This is a genomic window from Noviherbaspirillum sp. (assembly GCF_035627455.1).
In the GTDB taxonomy this organism is placed as follows: Bacteria; Pseudomonadota; Gammaproteobacteria; order Burkholderiales; family Burkholderiaceae_D; genus Noviherbaspirillum.
Window position 1 is genome coordinate 1 of the sequence record NZ_DASPLS010000055.1, and the last position, 21,578, is coordinate 21,578.

Annotated in this window: 21 protein-coding genes and 1 pseudogene; 1 reads left to right on the forward strand and 21 read right to left on the reverse strand. The window is 64.5% G+C overall.

From position 1 onward, the window contains the following. The 15 genes and pseudogenes from VEC01_RS09715 to rfbB form a co-directional block, all read right to left on the reverse strand. A pseudogene (locus VEC01_RS09715) lies at positions 1-534 on the reverse strand (phosphomannomutase/phosphoglucomutase); the annotation flags it as partial. A 71-nt stretch (positions 535-605) separates the two neighbouring features. Next, positions 606-1,706, reverse strand: a complete 1,101-nt coding sequence (locus VEC01_RS09720; RefSeq protein ID WP_324900612.1) for a glycosyltransferase — start codon at positions 1,704-1,706, stop codon at positions 606-608. Between the two features lie 161 nt (positions 1,707-1,867). Next, positions 1,868-3,352, reverse strand: a complete 1,485-nt coding sequence (locus tag VEC01_RS09725; RefSeq protein ID WP_324900613.1) for an oligosaccharide flippase family protein — start codon at positions 3,350-3,352, stop codon at positions 1,868-1,870. A gap of 30 nt (positions 3,353-3,382) precedes the next feature. After that, the gene (locus VEC01_RS09730; RefSeq protein ID WP_324900614.1) at positions 3,383-4,561 is read right to left on the reverse strand and encodes a glycosyltransferase family 1 protein; all 1,179 of its coding nucleotides are present in this window, start codon (positions 4,559-4,561) and stop codon (positions 3,383-3,385) included. A gap of 12 nt (positions 4,562-4,573) precedes the next feature. After that, positions 4,574-5,431, reverse strand: coding sequence for a glycosyltransferase family 2 protein (locus VEC01_RS09735; protein WP_324900615.1), 858 nt, complete (start codon positions 5,429-5,431; stop codon positions 4,574-4,576). A gap of 41 nt (positions 5,432-5,472) precedes the next feature. Next, the gene (locus VEC01_RS09740; RefSeq protein ID WP_324900616.1) at positions 5,473-6,624 is read right to left on the reverse strand and encodes a glycosyltransferase family 1 protein; all 1,152 of its coding nucleotides are present in this window, start codon (positions 6,622-6,624) and stop codon (positions 5,473-5,475) included. A 47-nt stretch (positions 6,625-6,671) separates the two neighbouring features. Next, on the reverse strand, positions 6,672-7,601 hold the full coding sequence (locus tag VEC01_RS09745) for an NAD-dependent epimerase/dehydratase family protein (protein WP_324900617.1): 930 nt from the start codon (positions 7,599-7,601) through the stop codon (positions 6,672-6,674). Continuing rightward, on the reverse strand, positions 7,585-8,628 hold the full coding sequence (gene gmd, locus VEC01_RS09750) for a GDP-mannose 4,6-dehydratase (RefSeq protein WP_324900618.1): 1,044 nt from the start codon (positions 8,626-8,628) through the stop codon (positions 7,585-7,587). The genes VEC01_RS09745 and gmd overlap by 17 nt, the downstream gene beginning before the upstream one ends. Before the next feature lie 181 nt (positions 8,629-8,809). After that, the gene (locus tag VEC01_RS09755; RefSeq protein WP_324900619.1) at positions 8,810-10,090 is read right to left on the reverse strand and encodes an ABC transporter ATP-binding protein; all 1,281 of its coding nucleotides are present in this window, start codon (positions 10,088-10,090) and stop codon (positions 8,810-8,812) included. Further along, positions 10,090-10,875, reverse strand: coding sequence for an ABC transporter permease (locus VEC01_RS09760; protein WP_324900620.1), 786 nt, complete (start codon positions 10,873-10,875; stop codon positions 10,090-10,092). The genes VEC01_RS09755 and VEC01_RS09760 overlap by 1 nt, the downstream gene beginning before the upstream one ends. Before the next feature lie 11 nt (positions 10,876-10,886). Beyond that, positions 10,887-12,296 carry a mannose-1-phosphate guanylyltransferase/mannose-6-phosphate isomerase gene (locus VEC01_RS09765; protein ID WP_324900621.1) on the reverse strand — a complete coding sequence of 470 codons (1,410 nt, stop codon included), beginning with the start codon at positions 12,294-12,296 and terminating at the stop codon, positions 10,887-10,889. A 71-nt stretch (positions 12,297-12,367) separates the two neighbouring features. Continuing rightward, a complete protein-coding gene (gene rfbD, locus VEC01_RS09770) occupies positions 12,368-13,249 on the reverse strand; it encodes a dTDP-4-dehydrorhamnose reductase (protein WP_324900622.1) in 882 nt (293 codons plus the stop codon). Further along, positions 13,246-13,797 carry a dTDP-4-dehydrorhamnose 3,5-epimerase gene (gene rfbC / locus VEC01_RS09775; protein WP_324900623.1) on the reverse strand — a complete coding sequence of 184 codons (552 nt, stop codon included), beginning with the start codon at positions 13,795-13,797 and terminating at the stop codon, positions 13,246-13,248. Before rfbC ends, rfbD begins: the two co-directional genes overlap by 4 nt. Before the next feature lie 2 nt (positions 13,798-13,799). Further along, entirely contained in the window at positions 13,800-14,687 is an 888-nt protein-coding gene (rfbA, locus tag VEC01_RS09780) for a glucose-1-phosphate thymidylyltransferase RfbA (protein WP_324900624.1), read from the reverse strand. Next, complete coding sequence (rfbB, locus tag VEC01_RS09785) at positions 14,684-15,763, reverse strand: dTDP-glucose 4,6-dehydratase (RefSeq protein WP_324900625.1); 1,080 nt, start codon at positions 15,761-15,763, stop codon at positions 14,684-14,686. Before rfbB ends, rfbA begins: the two co-directional genes overlap by 4 nt. Positions 15,764-15,973: 210 nt before the next feature. Between rfbB and VEC01_RS09790 the strand changes: the two genes are divergently transcribed. Further along, positions 15,974-16,798 (forward strand): symmetrical bis(5'-nucleosyl)-tetraphosphatase, encoded by an 825-nt coding sequence (locus tag VEC01_RS09790; RefSeq protein WP_324900626.1) that lies wholly within the window; start codon positions 15,974-15,976, stop codon positions 16,796-16,798. Positions 16,799-16,972: 174 nt separating this feature from the next. Here the strand turns inward: VEC01_RS09790 and VEC01_RS09795 are convergent, their stop codons facing one another. Genes VEC01_RS09795 through VEC01_RS09820 form a run of 6 tightly spaced genes read right to left on the reverse strand, consistent with a single transcriptional unit; the run spans position 16,973 to position 21,533 of the window. After that, positions 16,973-17,734 carry a lysophospholipid acyltransferase family protein gene (locus VEC01_RS09795; protein ID WP_324900627.1) on the reverse strand — a complete coding sequence of 254 codons (762 nt, stop codon included), beginning with the start codon at positions 17,732-17,734 and terminating at the stop codon, positions 16,973-16,975. Positions 17,735-17,739: 5 nt separating this feature from the next. Next, the gene (locus VEC01_RS09800) at positions 17,740-19,026 is read right to left on the reverse strand and encodes a dihydroorotase (RefSeq protein ID WP_324900628.1); all 1,287 of its coding nucleotides are present in this window, start codon (positions 19,024-19,026) and stop codon (positions 17,740-17,742) included. A 3-nt stretch (positions 19,027-19,029) separates the two neighbouring features. After that, entirely contained in the window at positions 19,030-19,989 is a 960-nt protein-coding gene (locus VEC01_RS09805; protein WP_324900629.1) for an aspartate carbamoyltransferase catalytic subunit, read from the reverse strand. Beyond that, the gene (gene pyrR, locus VEC01_RS09810; protein WP_324900630.1) at positions 19,982-20,488 is read right to left on the reverse strand and encodes a bifunctional pyr operon transcriptional regulator/uracil phosphoribosyltransferase PyrR; all 507 of its coding nucleotides are present in this window, start codon (positions 20,486-20,488) and stop codon (positions 19,982-19,984) included. The genes VEC01_RS09805 and pyrR overlap by 8 nt, the downstream gene beginning before the upstream one ends. Beyond that, positions 20,475-20,864, reverse strand: coding sequence for a Holliday junction resolvase RuvX (gene ruvX, locus VEC01_RS09815; protein WP_324900631.1), 390 nt, complete (start codon positions 20,862-20,864; stop codon positions 20,475-20,477). Before ruvX ends, pyrR begins: the two co-directional genes overlap by 14 nt. Before the next feature lie 3 nt (positions 20,865-20,867). Next, positions 20,868-21,533: a YqgE/AlgH family protein gene (locus VEC01_RS09820; protein ID WP_324900632.1), complete on the reverse strand. Its 666-nt coding sequence runs from the start codon at positions 21,531-21,533 to the stop codon at positions 20,868-20,870. Between the last annotated feature and the right edge of the window lie 45 nt (positions 21,534-21,578).

Here is a 21,578-nt window from a genome sequence, read left to right on the forward strand (position 1 = left end):
CTTCATCTTGCGGCTGGTCTTCACATCGCTTGCGATGCGCTGCAGGTAGGCCTCCTTGATGTCATGCGTGCGGTAGCTGCCGTTGCCGCTGGCAAAGTCGGCGCGCACAATGGTCGTGTACAGGCTCTGGATCGCGTCGCCATAGATCGCCTCGCCCCCCAGCACCATCTTGAAGCCGTTGTAGTCGGGCGGGTTGTGGCTGCCGGTGACCATGATGCCGGACTGCGCCTCCAGCGCATGGGTGGCGAAGTAGACCATCGGGGTGGCGACCACGCCGAGGTCGATCACGTCGATGCCGGCGCGCTGCAGGCCGGACGCGAGCGCGGCTGCCAGTTCCGGGCCGGACAGGCGGCCGTCGCGGCCGATCACCACGGTTTGTTCGCCCTTGATGCGGGCGGCGGTGCCGAACGCCTGGCCGATCTGGCGCGCCACGCCGATGTCCAGGGTCTTGCCCACGATGCCGCGGATGTCGTAGGCCTTGAAGATGGTTTGCGAAACAGAAGAAGCAGAAGTAGCGGAAGAAGCGGTAGACATGATCTCTTATGAAAACTGGTTGAATCTTTACAGAAAGCCGCCGCGCGCAGAAGTTCGCGGCCGGCACCCTCTCACTTTCCTTTTTTCTTGCCCAGGATCATCCAGCGCGGCGAGCGGAAACGCACGATGCGCGCATAAAGCCATATGTAAGTCACGACGAACACCAGGCTCAATACCATCAGTATCCAGGTATGCCGCCAGAACCAGGTCGCCGGCACCACCGCCATCAGCGACAGCAGCCACAGATAGGGGGAAGTCATCGCGTTGCGCAGGTTCAATGCGCGCGCGTCGCGGCGCCCGACCGCCCACAATACCACCCGGCGGAATATCAGGCTGTGCAGGTGGATGCCGTCCGGCGTGCCGGGCGACTGGCCGCGCAGGAACAGGCGGCGGTAGGCGGAAAAGATGGTTTCGAACGCGGGATAGATCAGCAGCAGCACCGGATACCAGGTCGATACCGCGGGATTGCGCATCACCAGCAGCACCGCCAGCTCCGCGACCATGAAGCCGAGGAAATAGGCGCCGCCGTCGCCGAGGAAGATCAGCCCGACCGGATAATTCCAGATGAGGAACCCGGCCGCGGCGCCGGCGACGATCAGCGCGGTGACCAGCACGAAGGTATCGTTCACCTGCAAGGCGACATAGGCGAGCGACACCAGCATGCTGATCGACACTACTGTCGCCAGCCCGTTGAAGCCGTCGATGATGTTGATCGCATTCGCGATGCCCGCCACCGCCAGCACCGTCAGCGGCAAGGCGATCCAAACCCAGGCAATCGCCCATTGCGACACGCCGAGGTCGATCCGCTCCACTTTCGCGTCGAGCAGGAAGTAGCCCATCGCAGCGGCCACCATGGTCAGGATCAGCCGGCGCGACGGGCTCACCCGCTTGGTGAGGTCTTCCACGATGCCGCCGGCGAAGGCGACCGAAGAGCACAGCAGCAGCAGCAGCATCGCCTGCCCGATCGGTGGCGTGCGCCAGGTCGCGATCGCGGCCGAGAGCACGACGGCGGCGAAGATGCCGACGCCGCCGATGCGCGGCACCGCGCGCGCGTGCACCTTCTGCACGCCGTTCAGGTCGCTGTCGAGCATCGCATCGTGCAGCGATGCGTGCCTGATGACGAGCAGCGTCAGGAGTGCGGCAGCGATGAAACTGATGAGAAAAGACGACATGAAAGTGGGACGAAATCGCGTTGCGCGGGCTTGCCGCGCAGTCGGGGCATGAAAAACCGGGCCGGTGCGGATTTCGCCGGAAAAAAGAAGGTGACAGTCTAAATTATTGCCAGATGTTAATCACGCAATTGCATCCATTTTTTACAAGATCATGACAATTTTTATACTTTCGGCAACACCCTGAATCGCCCGCGCAGCAACCCGGTCACCTTGCGCCGGTCGTCCCGGTCGAGGAAGACGAACCAGGAAATTGCGGCCGCGCCGCCGAACGCGGCGGCGCACAGCGCGGCACGCCAGGCCCAGTCCAGGTCCGGACCGGAAAGCAGCCCGGCAGCGCCGGTGAACGACACGCCGATCAGCACCGGCAGCGCGACCGGCCGCGCGCTCTCCTGTCCGACCAGGCGCAGCAGCAGCAGGCAATCGAGGAAGACCCGCAGCACCCACAGCACCGCCGCGCCGGCGATTCCCCATGCGGTCACCGCTGTATACAGACCGAGCGCGTACAGCGGCAGTTCGACCAGCTGCACCTTGGCTGTCAGGTGCGCCCGCCCCACGCCCTGCAGCCATGCCTGCGGCAGGTGCGCGATTGCATACACGAAGATGCCGACGGCGACGATCTCGACCACGCGGTATGCATTGGCGGCGAACGGCTGGCCCAGCCACAGGCGCAGGCCGTCGTAGCCGCCGGCGGCGGCGAGCGCGCACAGGGGCAGCATGATTGCCGCGATCACGCGGATGCCGCGCTGGTACAGGGCGGCCAGCGGCGCTTCGGCGCGGGTATCGGGCTTGCCTGCGAACTTGGGAAACAGCACGCCGGCGAGCGCGGCGGGAATCACCATGGTGCGCAGCAGGACTTCCTGCGAGGTCACGTACCAGGCGACCGCGGTGGGCGGCACCAGCGCCGCCAGCACGAAGCGGTCGGAATACAGCATCAGCGGGCCGATCACGTTGGACACGGTGATCCAGCCGCCTTCCTGGAAGAACAGGCCCTGCCCTGCGAGCTGCGTGCGTATCGGGCCAAGCAGGATGGCGGGTTCTGCCTGCAGGCAGGCCCAGGCGTGCACCGCCAGCGCCAGCGCGCGCCCGAGCACGATGCCGATGATCATGCCTTCCAGCGTCGGCGCCCACAGCGATGCGACCGCCGGCGCCGCATAGGTCCAGGCGCCGAACACGGTGCGCATCAGGTTCACGCGGGCAAAACGGTGTACGCCTTCGAGCGCGCCGCGCAGCCAGTTGGTCGCCAGGGTGACCGGAATGCTGAATGAAATCCAGGGCCAGCTCGCTGCCAGCTCGCGCCCGAGTTCGCCCTGCGGCAGGAAGCCGGCGAACAGGATACGCGACGCCAGCAGCAGCAAGCCGATCACTGCCAGCGCCGGCACCGCGCGCCACCAGAAAAAGCCGCGCAGGTCCAGCAGCTCTTCATCCAGCCGTCCCTGCTCCGCCGCCTGCGCGACGCGCCGGGTGACCACGCGGCTCAGGCCGAAATCGAGGAAGCTGAAATACCCGACCAGCGCCCACACCACGCCGAGCGCGCCCAGCCGCTCGACGCCGGCGAAATGCGCGATCATCGGCACCGACACCAGTGCGACGGTCATCGGCAGCGTGTGCCCGAGCAGGTTGAAGATGAAAAAGCGCAGGGTATGCATGCGTTCAGCAGCGGGGCCGGCAGGGCCGTGTCATTCGTTCTGGCGCTGCAGCGAGGCCGCCATGCCGTTACGTTCCAGCACTTCCTGGTAAAAGTCGAGGGAGACCGCCGTGGTGTTCTCCCAGGTAAAGGCTCGGCTTTGCGCCAGGCCGCGCGCCGCCAGTGCGGTGCGCGCCGCGGGGTCGGCCAGCAGGCCATGCATCGCCGCGGCGATCTGCGCGGTGTCGTTCGGGTCCACCTGCAGCGCGCCATCGCCGGCCACCTCGGGCATCGAGGAAATGTTGCTGGTGATAGTGGCCACGCCGGCCGCCATGCCTTCCAGCACAGGCAGTCCGAAACCTTCGTAGAACGACACATATGCGAACAGCAGCGCCGACTTGAGCAGCGCATGCTTTTCCGCTTCGTTCACATAGCCGGCAAGAACGATGCGCTCGCGTGCGGCGGAAGACTTCAGGTATTGCAGCAGGTTTTCATAATCCCAGCCGAGCTTGCCGGCGATCACCAGCTTGACGCCGGGATGCGCAGCCGCGCAGCGCTCGAAGGCCTGCACCAGCCCGAGGATGTTCTTCCTCGGCTCGACCGTGCCGACATACAGGATGTAGCGGTCGATGCCGAAGCGCGCGCGCAAGGCCTGCACCAGCGCCGCATCCGGCGCCTGCGCCAGGCGCGCCAGGTCGGCGCCGAGCGGCATCACGCGGCGCGCCGCGCGGCATTGCGGGAAGTCGCGCATGAAATCCTGCATGGTGGAGGCGGAGATGAACAGCAGCCCTTCGACCTTCGGCAGGCGGCGGATGAAGAAGCGGAAGAACAGCCGCTTGACTGGCACATGCAGTCCGGGGAACAGGAAGAACGACATGTCGCAGACGGTGACGATGCGCTTGAAGCGGCCGAAGCTGCACAACGGAAAACTGTAATGCAGCGAGTGCACCGCGTCGAAGCCGCGCGTGAACGCCAGGAACGGAATGATGCATTGCTCCAGCAGCACGCGCAGCGCGAAACGGCGGAACAGCGCCGCCTTCAGCACGATGGCATTTGCTCCGGGAATCGCGCGCACGTCGCGCAGCAATTCCGGATCGTCGTCCAGCACCAGGAAATGCAGGCGTTGCAGGCCGGCCAGGCGGCGCAGGCTGCGCACGTAATTGACCGCGTACACGCCGACGCCGGTGCGCTCCAGCGGCAGCTGCGTCAGGTCGATCAATACGTTTTTCATGGCCGGCATCGCCTATTTCCGGTTGGTCAGCGACGGCGCATCAGCGGGCAGCGGCTGCGCGTGCTGCAGGCCCTGCAGCGCGGCGCGGTTGACGGCGCCGCGTTCCGCATCGGACACCCAGCCCCATTTGTTGAAGTATCGGATCGCGGAACGTATGTGGCGCAGCAACAGCGCGCTGGTCTTGTAGGATCCCTTCTGATACGCATGCGTGATCGACACGCCCGGGTAATACACGGTACGGGCGATCTGTCCGATGCGGCGCGACAGGTCGACGTCTTCCAGGTACATGAAGAAACGTTCGTCGAAGCCGCCGGCCTTCTTCAGCACCGAAGTGCGCAGGAACATGAAGCAGCCCGACAGCGAGGGCACGTCCATGATCCGGTCGTAGCCGCTGCGCCGCATCTCATAGGTGTCGAGCCGGCCGGAGAGGCGGTACAGGGCGGGCAGGAAGCGCCGCACGAACAGGTCGCCCGGATGCGGCAGCAGCTTGCACAGGTGCTGGCGGCTGCCGTCCGGATAGCGGATGTCGGGCATGATCAGGCCGATGTCGGGATGCGCATCCATGTAGGCGCGCAGCGCCGGGATCACCTCCGGCCCGAAGCTGATGTCGGGGTTCAGGACCAGGTGGTAGTCGGCGCCCTGCGCGATAGCTTCGCGGATCGCAAGGTTGTGCGCGGCGCCGAAGCCGAGGTTGTCCGGCCGGTGCACATAACGCGCGCCGAAACGCCGGGCGACCGCCGCCAGGGCATCGTTGGCCGAATTGTCGACCAGGGTCAGCGCCACGTCCGGCGTGGCGGACGCGCTGCGCAGCACCTCGGCGATCTCTTCCGGCGGATTGTGGTAACTCACCACGCAACAGCTAATCGACATGAATGGTCCGAACGGGTTGACGCTCCGCCTGGCGGCACGGCTCAGGCGAGCACTTTCTTGTATACCGCGATTGTCTCATGGGCGAACTTGCGCCATGTGAATTTCCGCGCCTGTTCGCAGCCTGCCGCAACAAGCGACGCATGCATCGCGTCATCCTCGATCAGCGCTTGCATATGCTGCGCGATCGCGCGGTCGTCGAGCGGATCGACCAGCAGGCCGGCGTCGCCGACCACTTCCGGCAGCGAGGCGCGACGCGACGCGATAACCGGCGCGCCGCAGGCCATCGCTTCCAGCGGCGGCAGCCCGAACCCTTCATACAGCGACGGATAGACGAACAGCCGCGCGCCGGAATACAGCGCCGGCAGGTCTTCCTGGCCGACAAAACCGAGCAGGCGCACCTCCGCCGCTTCGACCATGTGCCGCAGGCTTGCGGAAAAGTCCTGCATGCCCCAGCCGTGCATGCCGACGATGACCAGTGGAAAACGCCGCCGTACAACCGGCGGCAATTGCGCAAAGGCAGCGATGACGGTCGACAGGTTCTTGCGCGGCTCCAGCGTGCCAACCGCAAGCTGGTAGCAGCCGTGCTGCAGCCCGAAGCGGTGCAGCACCGGGCGGCAGGCTTGCGGATCCAGCGGCCGGAATTCCGGCGCCACCCCGAGCAGCACCGTGCTCACGCGCTCACCCGGCACGCCGTAGTGGCGCATCACCTCGTCGCGTACGAAGTCGGAATCGACCATGATGTGGCTCGCCCGCTCGGCGATGCGCGGCATGAACAGGTTCATCTCGCGCACCCGCTCGGGCGGATGGGTTTCCGGATGGCGCACCCAGGACAGGTCATGGATCGTGACTACCGTCGGGCCGGAAAACCGGTAGGCCAGGTAGGCAGGCTCATGGTAGAGGGTAATGCGGTGCTTGCGCGCGCCGGCGGAAAACCGGGTTTGCTTCAGGAAACGCGTGACCACATGCGGGTGCGGCAGCAGCTGCTTGATCGCATTGTTGATCTCGCGCGCGCCGGGCGCCGCGGCGGTGCGGATCTCGCGGTCCCAGGAGGTGCCGTAGAACAGCCAGGGTTGCTGCGGCAGCAGCTGCTGCAGTTCCGTGATCAACCGGTACGTGTATTGGCCGACCCCGGTCAACGGGGACAGGATGGGCACGGCATTGATGCCGACCCGTACGCGGTTGAAAAGGTCCATGGAGCGTTATTGTAATAAGGCAATCCCGCGGGCGCGGGACCGGTTCTTCAGTGGGCAGCCGTGCCGGCGTCGTACATCCAGCGCAGCGTGTCTTCAAGCGGGATCGGATCGAGGCCGGCCACCAGCGAACGCAGCTTGTCCGGCGCCCCGACCAGCGTCTTCACCTCGGACTGCCGCACGAAGGCCGGATTGACGCGCACGTCAATCTCGTAACCGGCGATCTGCTGCATGTGGCCGATGATCGCGCGCAGCGAATAGGGCCGGCCGCTGCAGATGTTGACGATCTCGCCGGTGCGCTCCTGCTCCAGCAGGCCGCGGTAGGCGCGCGCCACCATGCGCACGTCGGAGAAGTCGCGTTCGACGTCGAGGTTGCCGAGCTCGATCAGCGGCGCGCGCTGCACGAAATGCGACACGATCTTGGGCACCAGGAAATGCGGTTCCTGGCCGACGCCGGTGTAGTTGAACGGACGGGTGATCACGATCGGCAGGCGGTCGTTCCAGGTTCGCACCATGTATTCCATCGCCAGCTTGCTCACCGCGTAATGATTCACAGGCTGCGGCGCTTGCGTCTCGGCGATCACGCCGGCGGTGGCATTGCCGTACACATTGGCGCTGCTGGCGATCAGCACCCGGCGCGGCGTCACGCCGGCGTCCGCCATCGCCTGCAGCAGGTTGATGGTGCCGATCACATTGACGCGATAGAACGCATCGGCATCGGCATGCGCGACGAAGCTGATCGCCGCGAGATGAATCAGGTAGTCCGGACGCAGTTTTTCCATCACCCGCCGGCAGTTGTCCGGCGAGGTGATGTCCAGCGTCACTTCATGCGGGCCGCGGGCGGCGCCAACGAGCGCGCCGACCACGGTATAGCCGGCCGCCTCCAGCTCCGCCCGCACGTATTTGCCGGTGAAGCCGTTGGCGCCGGTCAGCAGCACGCGGCCTCGCGAGGCCGGCGTGCCGTCAGAAGGAGAAGCCACGCTCGTTTCTCCGCAGGTCGGCTTCCACCATCATCTGGCACAGCTGCTCCAGCGTCGTCTGCGGTTCCCAGCCGAGCTTTTCCTTCGCCTTGGCCGGATTGCCGATCAGCAGGTCGACTTCCGCCGGGCGGTAGAACTTCGGATTCACGCGCACCACGGTCTTGCCGGTGGCGGCATCGATACCCTCTTCGTTTTCGCCGCGGCCGCGCCATTCGAGCTGGGAGCCGGCCGCCTTGAATGCCATCGTGACGAAGTCGCGCACGGTTTCGGTCCGGTTGGTCGCCAGCACGAAGGTATCCGGTTCGCTCGCCTGCAGCATGCGCCACATGCCTTCCACGTATTCCTTCGCATAGCCCCAGTCACGCTTGGCGTCCATGTTGCCCAGCTCCAGCACATCCTGCTTGCCGAGCTTGATCTTGGCGACCGTGTCGGTGATCTTGCGCGTCACGAACTCGCGGCCACGCAGCGGCGACTCGTGGTTGAACAGGATGCCGCTGCAGCCGAAGATGTCATACGACTCGCGGTAGTTCACCGTGATCCAGTGCGCATACAGCTTGGCCACGCCGTACGGGCTGCGCGGATAGAACGGGGTCGATTCGATCTGCGGGATCGCCTGGACCTTGCCGAACATTTCCGAGGTCGATGCCTGGTAGAAGCGCACCTTCGGATTGACGATGCGGATCGCCTCCAGCAGGTTCAGCGGGCCGATGCCGGTGATCTCGGCAGTGGTGACCGGCTGGTCGAAGGACACGCCGACGAAGCTCTGCGCCGCCAGGTTGTACACCTCGGTTGCGCCGGTCGTCTGCAGCAGGCGGATGCTGGCCGACAGATCGGTCAGGTCATACTCCACCAGGTGCAGGTTCGGATGCTTGTCGACGCCGAGTTCTTCGATGCGCCAGAAATTGACCGAGCTGGTGCGGCGGTAGGTGCCGTACACCTTGTACCCCTTGTTCAGCAGGAGTTCGGCGAGATAGGCACCGTCCTGGCCGGTGATGCCGGTGATGATCGCGGTTTTGGAAGTCGTCATTTTTATCGTCTGCAAGAGTCTGAATCGGGATTGGAGAGGAAGTCCGGGTGGCGCAAGTGCTTGCCTGGCAGAAAACCGTCAGCAGCCTTCGCACAAGTTAATGGAAATTTGTTTTTCGGTGATAACACAAATCAAAGTTGTTTCAGAATCAACGCGCAAGCCGCCATTTTGCCCGAGCCTGTCACTGCCTGCTGCCGGCGCATGCCAGCGGCTCGGCTGCCGTCGCTGCCGCCTGCGGCCGGTCGATGCTGATGCGCGGCGGGATCCACGCGCAACCGACGAACTGCGGCTTGCTCAGGTTGGCGACGGTAAACACGAGCGCCAGGTCGCGCCATTCATAATTATCGACCAGGTGCGTATCCGTGCTCTGCAACGCCACCGCAACCGAGTAGGTTCCCGGCCCGAGGGTCAGCGGGAAATCGATGCGGTAGGTGATCGGCTCGCCCGGCTGCACGTCGTGCAGCGGCTGCTGCGACAAATCGGTATTGGTGCCGTACACCGCCTGCCCCAGCCGGTCCTTGATCATGTAGCCCAGTACCAGGCGCGGGATCGCGCGCCGTACCGCAACCTTCACCCGCAGGCTGACCGGCACACCGACGTCGAACACTTCCTGCGGCTCGCCGCGCTCGTTCAGCAACGCAATGTCGGCCACCGTCGCCTCGCCGCTACCGGACACGGTCTGCACCTTGCCGCCGTCGAGCTGCTTCTGCTGCAGGTTCAGGTTGCTGTTCTCGCGTTCGGCCAGGCGGGCATTATAGTAATCCATGACCTCTTCCGGATCGCCTTCCTTCACCAGCCGGCCGCCGTCGAGCAGGATCGCGCGGTTGCAGATCGACTGGATCGCGTGCTTGTCGTGCGACACGATCAAGAGCGTGGTGCCGGCGCGGCTGAAGGAACGGATGCGGTCGAAGCTCTTGTGCTGGAAATAGGCGTCGCCCACCGACAGCGCCTCGTCGACGATCAGCACGTCCGGGCGGCGCGCGGTCGCGACGCTGAAAGCCAGGCGCATCTGCATGCCGCTGGAATACACGCGCACCGGCTGGTCGATGTAGTCGCCGATCTCGGCAAAGGCTTCGATCTCGGGCATCAGGCGTGCGATGTCGTCGATGCTCAGGCCGAGCAGCTGGCCGGCCATGAACACGTTCTGGCGGCCGGTGAACTCCGGATGGAATCCCATGCCCAGTTCCAGCAGCGCCGCGACGCGGCCGCTGATCTCGACGCTGCCGGTGGTCGGTTGCGTGGTGCCGGTGATCATCTTCAGCAAGGTGCTCTTGCCGGCGCCGTTGATGCCGATGATGCCGACCGCTTCGCCCGGCTCCAGCCCGAAGCTGACGTCACGCATCACCCACTTGAGCTGGTGGCGCGGCCCGCCAAAGGGCAGCATCCACTCCGCCAGCCGGGCCCAATGGCTGGAATATTGCTTGTAGGCCTTGCCGAGGCCGTTGACGCGGATATAACCCATTACAGTTCATCCACGATTTCGCCGACGCGCTTGCGGAACATGCGCATGCCGAGCACGCACAGGAGCGCCGCCAGCACCGCCGGCACCGCCAGGGTGTCCCACTGCGGCCAGCCACCATGCACCAGGATGTCGTGGTAGGCGGTCACCAGCGGCACCATCGGATTGAGGTTGAAATACGGAAGAAGCGCGGGCGGCAGGATGGACACCGGATAGACGACCGGCGTGAACCAGAACCAGAACTGCAGCAACACGGAGAAGAACTGACCTACATCACGGAAGAAAACATTCAGTACGCCGACAATGATACCAAGCCCGATTGCGAACGCGATCTGTATCGTCAGCACCGGAAAGATCGCGATGAAGCTCGCGCCGGGAAAGCTGCCGGTCGCCAGCAGGAACAGCACGAACAGGCTGAAGATGATCGCGAAGTTGATGCCGGCGTTCAGGACCACGATCACCGGCAGGCAGATGCGCGGGAAGCTGATTTTCTTGATCAGGTTCGCATGTTCGAGGAAGACATTCTGCGCACGGCTGACGATTTCCGCGAACAAGCCCCAGGTCAGCACGCCGGCGCACAGGTAGATGCTGTACGCAAAGCCGCTGTCGACGCCGGGCAGGCGCGCGCGCATCACCTGCGAGAAGATGACCGTGTAGACCACGATCATCGCCAGCGGATTGAGAACCGTCCATGCTGCGCCCAACAGCGAATTCCGGTAGCGCGACTGGAACTCGCGCTTGACGCTGCCGGATATGAAGCCGCGATAGCTCCATATCGAGCGCACCATGCCTACTGCCATTATTTGACCCTGCCGTAGATATCTTCGAAGCGGACGATGTCATCCTCGCCCAGATAGGAGCCGCATTGTACCTCTATCAGGGCCAGTTCCGTGTCGCCGGTATTGGTGAGGCGGTGCTTGTTGCCGGCGGGGATATAGGTCGACTGGTTCGCTTCCAGCGCGATGACCTGCTCGCCGTTGATCACTTCCGCCTTGCCCGACACCACCACCCAGTGTTCGCTGCGGTGATGATGCATCTGCAGCGACAGCGACGCGCCCGGCTTGACCGCGATGCGCTTGATCTTGAAGCCGGGCGCCTCCTGCAGCACGGTATAGGTGCCCCACGGACGCGCGACCGTGCGGTGCGTCCTGTGCGCCTCGTGGCCGCTGGCCTTCAGGCGGGCGACGACTTCGCGCACTTCCTGGCTCTTGGACTTGTCCGCCACCAGCAGCGCATCCGGCGTATCGACGACCAGCAGGTTGTTCAGGCCGATCACCGCGACCAGGCGGTCCTTGGTTTCGATGTGGGTGTTGCGGCTGTCGATGACGATGGTCTGGCAATTGTTGCTGGTGTTGCCGTCGGCGTCGGCCGGAATCGCTTCCGCGACCGCTTTCCAGGCGCCGATGTCGCTCCAGTCGAAGTCGCCCGGGATGACGGCGATGTTCTTCGCCTTTTCCATCACCGCATAGTCGATCGAGATGTTCTCCAGCGCCGCGAAGGAAGCCGGCAGCTCCATTTTGTCGCCCTCGGGCCGGGTGCTCTTCCAGACCTCGCGCGCCGCTTCCAGCAGCGCCGGATTATAGACGGCGAACGCCTCCAGGATGGCGCTGGCGCGGAAGCAGAACATGCCGCTGTTCCAGACGTAATTGCCCTGCTCGAGGTATTTCGCCGCGGTCACCGCATCCGGCTTTTCGACGAAGCGCCGCACCAGCTGCGCGTGCTCGCTCACCTTGTCGCCCATCTCGATATAGCCGAAGCCGGTTTCCGGGCCGGTCGGCTTGACGCCGAAGAGCACCAGGAAGCCGTCCTTGGCCAGGTTTTCCGCATGCTGCACGGCGGTATAGAAGGACGGCGTGTCCTTGATCAGGTGGTCGGCCGGCAGCACCAGCAGGCAGGCATCGCTCTTCTGTTCCATCGCCCACATCGCGGCGAGCGCGATCGCCGGCGCGGTGTTGCGGCCGGTCGGCTCGAGCAGGTAGTGCGGCTTGACTTCCTGGTCGGCCAGTTCGTCATGCGACAGAAAGTAATACTCCCGGTTGGTGACGATCAGCGGCGCGGTATTGCACGACACCGCCAGCGCCCTCTCGTGCGTCTGCGTCAGCAGGCTCTTGCCGCCGCCGATGCGCATGAAAGGCTTCGGATACGCCTCGCGCGATACCGGCCACAGGCGCGTGCCGGCACCGCCGGAAAGAATAATGGGGATCAACATGATGAATTTTCGCTCTTATGAATTGTTGAGTATTTGGAATTGTAGGTTCGTTTTCCTTCGCCCCGGCCTTACTACTCGAGGCACAGGCGCAACGCGCTGTCCCAGCGCGGCAGGCTGCAAAACGTCTCCATCAGCTTGTTGCAGGACAAAACGGAATTCGCCGGCCTTTTTGCAGGCAGCGGATAGTCCTTCGTCGTGATTGGTTTCACCACCGGTTTCCTTTCGGTCGACCAGTGCGCAATTACAGTCTCTGCAAACCCGTGCCATGTGGTTTGACCTTGCGCAGTCAGGTGATACACGCCTGACCTCTGGCGCAACAGGTCCAGGTCCAGTCCGGCATTCGCCCTGCCCGCGCCGAGTCCGGCCACCATATGGGCTGTCGTATCGGCAATAGTACGGCACCAGGTAGGGGCCCCGTATTGATCGGCGACAATACGCAGTTCTTCCTTTTCCTGCGCCAGCCGGCGCACGGTCAGCAGGAAGTTGCGGCCGCGCGTGCCGTAGACCCAGCTGGTGCGCAGGATCAGGTGCGGCGCGCCGCTGGCCTGGATCGCCTGCTCGCCGGCCAGCTTGGTGCGGCCGTAGACGTTGGCCGGCATCGGCACGTCCTCTTCGGTGTAGGCGCCTGCCTTGCTGCCGTCGAACACGTAATCGGTCGAGTAATGGATGATTGCCGCGCCCAGCCGGCGCGCTTCCTCCGCCATCACGCCGGGCGCTTCGCCGTTGATGCGCATCGCCCGTTCCGGCTCGCTCTCGGCGGCGTCGACGGCGGTATAGGCGGCAGGGTTCACGATCAGCGCCGGCTTGATCTCCCGGATCACGGTGCGGATGCGGTCGAGATCGTACAGGTCCATCATGTCCCGGTCCGCCGCGATCACCTCGCCCAGGCCCTGCAGGCTGCGCTCGAGTTCATAGCCGACCTGGCCGCTGCGGCCCGTCACCAGGATTCTCATGCGTACACCTCGGCCTCGGCCAGCAGCCTGGCATTGCGGTCCTTGTCCGAAAGCACGGGTTCGCCGGAAACCGGCCATTCGATACCGATCGCCGGATCGTTCCAGGCGATGCTGCGCTCGTATTCCTGCGCCCAGTAATCGGTGGTCTTGTACAGGAATTCGGCGCTGTCGCTCGTCACGACGAAACCATGCGCAAAGCCGGCGGGCACCCACATCTGCCGCTTGTTTTCCGACGAGAGGATGGCGCCGACCCATTTGCCGAAGGTGGGCGAGCTGCGCCGGATGTCGACCGCGACGTCGAACACTTCGCCGGCCACCACCCGCACCAGCTTGCCCTGAGGCTGGCGAATCTGGTAATGCAGGCCGCGCAGCACGTTCTTCGCGGACTTCGAATGATTGTCCTGCACGAAGCGCAGCTCGTCGCCGGCGCCGATTGCTTCGCGGAAGCGGCGTTCGTTGAAGCTTTCGAAGAAGAAGCCGCGCGCATCGCCGAACACGGTCGGTTCGACGAGGAAGACATCGGCAATGGCGGTGGCAACGAGCTTCATGGTCAGAACACGTGGTCGGTGAGGATGCGCAGCAGGTACTGGCCGTAGGCATTCTTCGCAAGCGGCTGCGCCAGCTTTTCCAGCTGCTCGGCGCTGATGTAGCCCTTGCGGAAGGCAATCTCTTCCGGGCAGGCGATCTTCAGTCCCTGGCGCCGTTCGATGGTGGCGATGTATTGCGCCGCGTCCATCAGCGATTCGTGGGTGCCGGTATCGAGCCAGGCCATGCCGCGGCCCATCACCTCGACGTTCAGCTTGCCCTGGTCGAGATAGGCGCGGTTGACGTCGGTGATTTCCAGTTCGCCGCGCGCCGACGGCCTGATGCCGGCCGCGATGTCGCACACCTGGCGGTCGTAGAAATACAGGCCGGTGACCGCATAGTTCGACTTCGGCTGCTGCGGCTTCTCGACGATGCTGACCGCGCGCCGCCGGTCGTCGAACTCCACCACGCCGTAGCGTTCCGGGTCGGTCACGTGATACGCGAAGACCGTCGCGCCCTCCTCGCGCTGCGTCGCGGTGCGCAGCTGTGTGTCGAAATCATGGCCGTAATAGATGTTGTCGCCCAGGATCAGCGCCGACAGGTCGTTGCCGATGAATTCGCGGCCGATGATGAAGGCTTGCGCCAGCCCGTCGGGCGAAGGCTGGACCGCATACCGGATGCTGATGCCCCACTGGCTGCCGTCGCCCAGCAGGTCGACAAAGCGCGGCGTGTCCTGCGGTGTCGAAATCAGCAGGATCTCGCGCATGCCCGCCAGCATCAGCGTGGTCAGCGGGTAATAAATCATCGGCTTGTCGTACACCGGCAACAGCTGCTTCGAGATGGACGTGGTGACCGGATACAGCCGCGTGCCGGAACCGCCGGCCAGCACGATGCCCTTGCGCTGCGCGTTCATCGCAGATCTCCCTGCGCGCCGGCGCGGCTGCCGTAATTCCGTTCCACCCACTTGAGGTATTCGCCGGACTGCACGTCGCGCACCCAGTCGGCATGGTCGAGATACCACTGCACCGTGTGGCGGATGCCGCTGTCGAAGGTCTGCGCCGGCTTCCAGCCGAGTTCGCGCTCGATCTTGCGCGCGTCGATCGCATAGCGGCGGTCATGGCCGGGCCGGTCCTGCACGAACGCGACCTGGTCGCGGTAGCTGCCCGCCTTCGGCGCGAGGCTGTCGAGGATGTCGCACAGCGCGTGCACCACCTCGAGGTTGGTCTTTTCGTTCCAGCCGCCGATGTTGTAGGCTTCGCCCGGACGGCCGTCCTGCAGCACCCGGCGCAGCGCCGCGCAATGGTCGCCGACATACAGCCAGTCGCGCACGTTGCGCCCGTCGCCATACACCGGCAGCGGCTTGCCGGCAAGCGCATTGGCAATCATCAGCGGGATCAGCTTTTCCGGAAACTGGTAGGGCCCGTAATTGTTCGAGCAATTGGTAGTCAGCGTCGGCAACCCGTAGGTATGGTGGTAGGCCCGCACCAGATGGTCCGATGCCGCCTTCGATGCGGAGTACGGGCTGTTGGGCGCGTACGCGGTGGTCTCGGAAAAAGGCGCGTCGTCCGGCCCGAGCGAGCCGTATACCTCGTCGGTCGACACATGCAGGAAGCGGAACGCCGCGCGCTGCGCCTGCGGCAGGCGGGCGAAATAGTCGCGCGCCGCTTCCAGCAGGCTGAAGCTGCCGTTTACATTGGTGGTGACGAATTCGCCGGGGCCGAGGATGGAGCGGTCGACATGGCTCTCGGCGGCGAAATGCACGATCGCGCGCGGCCTGTGGGTGTCGAGCAGCTGCGCCACCAGCGCGCGGTCGCAGATGTCGCCGCGCACGAAGACATGACGGGTATCCTGCTGCAAGGCAAGCAGGTTCTTCAGATTGCCGGCATAGGTGAGCTTGTCCAGGTTGACGATAGGCTCGTCATCCTGCGCCAGCCAGTCAATGATGAAGTTGGAACCAATAAAACCGGCTCCGCCCGTCACTAATATCATTCGGGTATCCTGTCGGGTGAAATTTTGGTAAACCTATGATTTTACTTGAAAATAATGAAATGATAGCGCCAAGGCACGTGCGTATTTAATCAAGGATCGAGACCTGCAGAAGTAAGGATTTGTTACCCAGGCAAGATGCCGCCGGTTTTTCTTTCTTTATAATGCCGTGCCAGCAGTTTTTCTATTTCTTTTTGGAAATTCTAGTCTTTCATGACGACTTATGTGATCGGTGACCTGCAGGGCTGCCAACCGAAACTCACCGAACTGCTCGACCGCATCCGTGCCGTCTGCGCGCAACCGCGATTCATCTTCGTCGGCGACCTGGTCAACCGGGGCCCGCGGTCGCTCGCCACTTTACGCGAAGTTCGCGCGCTCGGCGATACCACAAGTATGGTATTGGGAAACCACGACTTGCATTTGCTTGCGGTTGCGGAAAACATTCGCAAGCCGCATCGCTCGGATACGCTGGACGACATCCTGAACGCGCCGGACCGTGACGAATTGCTGGACTGGCTGCGCCGGCAGCCGCTGGCGCTCCAGGTCAACGGCCACCTGCTGGTGCACGCGGGCGTGCTGCCGCAATGGACGGCGGCGCAGACGCTGGCGCTGGCGGGCGAGGTGGAAGCCGTGCTGCGCGGGCCGGACTGGGTGGATTTCCTGCGTCAGATGTACGGCAATACGCCGGACCGGTGGGACGACAGCCTGCAAGGCGCGGACCGCCTGCGCTGCATCGTCAACGCGCTGACCCGGATCCGCTTCTGCACCGCGGACGGGCAAATGGACCTGGCGGTGTCGAAAGGCGCGGAAACCGCGCTGCCCGGCTTCATGCCCTGGTTCGACGTACCCGGCCGCAGGACCGAAGACGTGACGGTCGTGTTCGGCCACTGGTCGACGCTCGGCCTGACGCTGCGCCCGAACCTGATCAGCCTCGACACCGGCTGCCTGTGGGGCGGCAAGCTGACCGCGGTGTGCCTGGAAGACCGCTCGGTGATCCAGGTCGACTGCCCGCAGTTTCAGCGACCCGGCTCGATCTAGCAGATCATCCAGATGATTTTAATGACTTGAGGACCGTAGGGTGGGTTGAGCAACGCGAAACCTGCCATGTGTCTCGATAGGCGTAGCCAAAACGATGAGTTTCGCCTGCGGCCCAACCTCGGCGGCCCCACCTCGGCGGCCCCACCCACCCTACACATTCATCCGGATGATCTACTAGATCTGCTTGCGAGTCCCGCTGACCGCTCTCTCGTCGAGCACTGCGGCGATCGCCGCCTGCGCCGCCTCCGCCAGTTCGCGCCTGTGTGACGCGGCGCCCGTTTCGATCGGCGGCAGCACCGTCAGCTCCGCGGTCATGCCGCCCGCGCCCAGCACTGTCAGCATGCTTTGCAGGAAAGTCATGTCACCCACGAAATCGGCGGCCGGATGCAGGCGTCCGGAATCATCCACATAGCGCAGCGCGTACGGCTGCACCGGCACGTCCGCCTCGATTGCCGCCTCGAAAAGGTTGGCATGAAACGGCAGCAGCGCACCCTGCGCAGCAGTCGTGCCCTCCGGGAAAAATGCCACATGCTCGCCCGCGTGCAAGCTGGCGACGAGCCCCTGGTAGATCCGCCGCACCTCGCGCATCCTGCCGCGCGCAATGAAGATGGTGCCGGTCTTCTCGCACAGCCAGCCGATCAGCGGCCAGCTCCGGATGTCCGACTTGGCGACGAAGCGGGTGGCCTGCAGGCTGTTGATGACGAAGATGTCGAGCCAGGAAACGTGGTTGGCCACCATCAGCGCGCGCGGCGCCGATTGCGCCCCGTGCAGATGCGCGATGCGCACCCGCACCCGGCATATTGCCAGCAGCCGCGCCGACCAGCGGCGGATGCGCGCGCGCCGCCCTGCGTCATCGATGAACGGAAACACCAGCGCGCAGGTCGCCAGCCCTTCGAACAGATGCAGCAGGACGCGCAGCAGGCGGAGAACGGCCATGCCGCTTAGCGCTCGAACGCGATATGCCCGGCCACGATCGTCATCTTCACCTGCCCGCTCATTTCATAGCCGCGGAAAGGCGTGTGCTTGCCCTGGCTGGCGAGTGCATTCGCATCCACCCTCCAGCGCGCCGCCGGATCGAATACGCAGATGTCGGCGGCGCTGCCGGGCGCCAGCCGGCCGCCGGCCAGGCCGGCAACCCGCGCCGCATCCGAAGTGACCTTCGCCAGTGCCGTTGCCAATCCCTGCGGCGAACGCTCCGCCCCTTCGTCGGCCCACTTGAGCACCAGCGGCAGCAGCAGTTCCAGCCCGGTGGCGCCGGGTGATGCCTCGCCGAACGGCAGCAGCTTTTCATCGTCGTCGACCGGCGTATGGTCTGAGCAGATCGCGTCGACGGTCCCGTCCAGCAAAGCCTCCCGGATCGCGTCGCGGTCGCGCTGCGCCCGCAGCGGCGGCGTCATGCGGGCATTCGGATCGAAGAAACCGATATCGACATCGGTCAGGTGCACATGGTGCACGCCGACGTCGCAGCTGACCGGCAAGCCTTCCTTCTTCGCCGCGCGTACCAGCGCCAGCCCGGCGGCCGACGACATGCGGCACAGGTGCACGCGCGCGCCGGTGACACGCATCAGTTCGAAAATGGTGTGCAGCGCAATGGTTTCCGCCGCCACCGGCACTCCCGGCAGGCCGAGGCGCGACGCAACCGGCCCGCTGTGCGCGATCCCGCCGCGGCCGAGGTGCGGGTCCTGCGGACGCAGCCAGACGGTGTAGCCGAAGGTGTTCGCATACTGCAGCGCGCGCATCAGCACGGTGGTGTTAGCCACCGGCACTTCCGCCTGCGAAAATCCGATGCAGCCGGCTTCGGTCAGCTCGGCCATTTCCGTCAGCGCTTCGCCCTTCAGGCCGGCGGTCAATGCGCCGAGCGGATACACATTCGCCTGGTTCAGCGTCTTGGCGCGGTGCTTCAGCATTTCCACCAGCCCCGGCTCGTCCAGCACCGGATCGGTGTCCGGCGGGCAGACCAGGCTGGTCACGCCGCCCTGCATCGCGGCCTGCATTTCCGATTCCAGCGTCGCCTTGTATTCGTAACCGGGCTCACGCAGGCGCGCGCTCAGGTCCACCAGGCCTGGCATCACCACCATGCCGCTCGCATCGACGGTCCTGGTTGCGGCAAATCCGTCCGGCGCCTTCCCTGTCGCCACCACCTTGCCGTCCGCGATGAACAAATCCTGTTGCGCGTCGGTGCCGCTGGCCGGATCGATCAGCCGGCCATTCTTGATATGCAGTTTCATTGTTTAATTTCCCGCCAAAATGCTCATCACCGCCATCCGTACCGCGATGCCGAAGGTCACCTGCGGCAGGATCACCGCCTGCGCGCCGTCGGCCACCGCGGAGTCGATCTCGACGCCGCGGTTCATCGGGCCCGGATGCATCACGATCGCATCCGGCTTGGCCAGCGCGAGCCGTTCCGGGGTCAGGCCGTAGCTCTTGAAGAACTCCTGCGCCGACGGCAGCAGCGCGCCGGACATGCGCTCGTTCTGCAGGCGCAGCATGATGATCACGTCGACGTCCTTCAGGCCTTCGTTGATGTCGGTGAACACCCGCACCCCCATCTGCTCCAGACCGCCGGGAAGCAGCGTGCGCGGGCCGATTGCGCGCACTTCCGGCACGCCGAGGGTGGTCATCGCGTGGATGTCGGAGCGCGCCACGCGGCTGTGCAGGATGTCGCCGACGATCGCCACCGTCAGGTTGCTGAAATCCTTCTTGTAGTGGCGGATGGTGTACATGTCGAGCAGGCCCTGCGTCGGATGCGCGTGGCGGCCGTCGCCGGCATTGACCACGTGCACATGCGGCTGGTTGGTGTCGATCAGGTGCTTGGCGATCAGGTAGGGCGCGCCGGATTGCGCATGGCGCACGACGAACATGTCGGCATGCATCGCCGCCAGGTTGTCTATGGTGTCGAGCAGCGATTCGCCCTTCGCGGTGCTGGATGCGGAAATGTTCAGGTTGATCACGTCCGCCGACAGCCGCTTGGACGCGATCTCGAAGGTCGTGCGGGTGCGGGTGGAGTTCTCGAAGAACAGGTTGAACACGCTCTTGCCGCGCATCAGCGGCACCTTCTTCACCTCGCGGTCGCTGATGCTGACGAAGGAGGATGCGGTGTCGAGGATGTGGGTGATGATCGCCTTCGGCAGGCCTTCGATGGTGAGCAGGTGCTGCAGCTCGCCGTTCTTGTTCAGTTGCGGATTAAGCATGGTCCACCGTCAGGGAGAAGCTGCCGTCGCCGGCGCGTTGCAGCACGAGCTGCTGGTCGTCGGGAAGCGTCACTGTCTCGGCGACGAAATCGGCGGCGATCGGCAGTTCGCGTCCGCCGCGGTCGACCAGCGCCGCCAGCATGATGCGGCGCGGGCGCCCGTAGTCGAACAGCTCGTTGATCGCCGCGCGGGTGGTGCGCCCGGTATAGAGCACGTCGTCCACCAGCAGGATGGTCGCGCCTTCCACGTCGAACGGGATCTGGGTCGGCTTGACTTCCGCATGCAGGCCGCGTTCCGCGTAGTCGTCGCGGTAGAAGGAGACGTCGATGAAGCCCAGGCGCTCGGCCAGCTGCATGTCTTTCGCGAGGCGTTCCGCCAGCCACGCGCCGCCGGAATGGATGCCGACGATGGCGACGTTCTCGGCGTGCGCGAGCGCGCTCTTGACGCGCTCGGCGAGCGCCGCGTACAGCTGCTCGGCGTCGAAGTTAGGATTGGACATAGTCGTTCAAGTATTGTTGCAAAATGATTGCCGCGGATTGCGCATCGATCGCCTCGCCGCGCTGCTGCGCGATGACCGCGGAAGAATACCGTTCGTCCACCAGGACCGTGGCGACGCCGAAGCGGCCGTTCAACTGGTTGGCGAAGCGCCGGCAGCGCACCGTCATCTCATGCTCGGCGCCATCCGGGTGCAGCGGCAGGCCGACCACGCAGCGCGCGGGCTGCCATTCCCTGACCAGGGACGCGATCGCCGCGAATTTTGCGTCATTGGTCGCGGCCGTGATCACGGTCAGGGGCTGTGCTTGTCTGATCAGGGTATTGCCGATGGCGACGCCGATGCGCTTGAGGCCGAAATCGAAGCCGAGAACCGTTTCCACTGCTTATGCGTGCCCCGCTTCGCCGGTCAGCATCATCGGATCGATACCGAGCAGCCGCATTGCCGCGTCGAAGCGCAGCTCGATCGGCATGTCGAAAATGATGGACGGATCGGCACGTACCGTGAGCCAGCCATTGCGCGCGATCTCCTCCTCCAGCTGGCCGGCGGTCCATCCGGCGCAGCCGAGGCTGACCATCAGGCGCGCCGGGCCATTGCCGACCGCCACCGCCTCGAGCACGTCCTTGGAGGTAGTCAGCGCGACCTCGTCGGTCACCTTCATCATCGACGAATACGGGCCGTGCGGTGAATGCAATACGAAACCGCGCTCCACCTGCACCGGGCCGCCGAACATCACCGGCTTCTTGTCCACGGGTATGCGGTCCGCTTCGATTTCCAGCGACAGGTCGATGCGTTCGAACAGCACGTCCATCGTCATGTCGGTCGCCTTGTTGATGATCACGCCGAGCGCGCCGTCGGCGTTGTGCTCGCACAGGTAGATGACCGTGCCGCCGAACACCGGATCGAGCATGGAGGGCATGGCGATCAGGAAATGATCCGCCAGGTGCAGCTGCGATTCCGGAGCGTGGCCGGGCGAAGCGGAAAAATCAGGGGTATCCTGGCTTGCACCGGGCTTCGGCGTGGTCGTGCGTGACTTGCTGGGTTTCACCATAATGTGAGCATTTTAGCAGTTTTGACCCCGGCCCCGCCCTGAAAA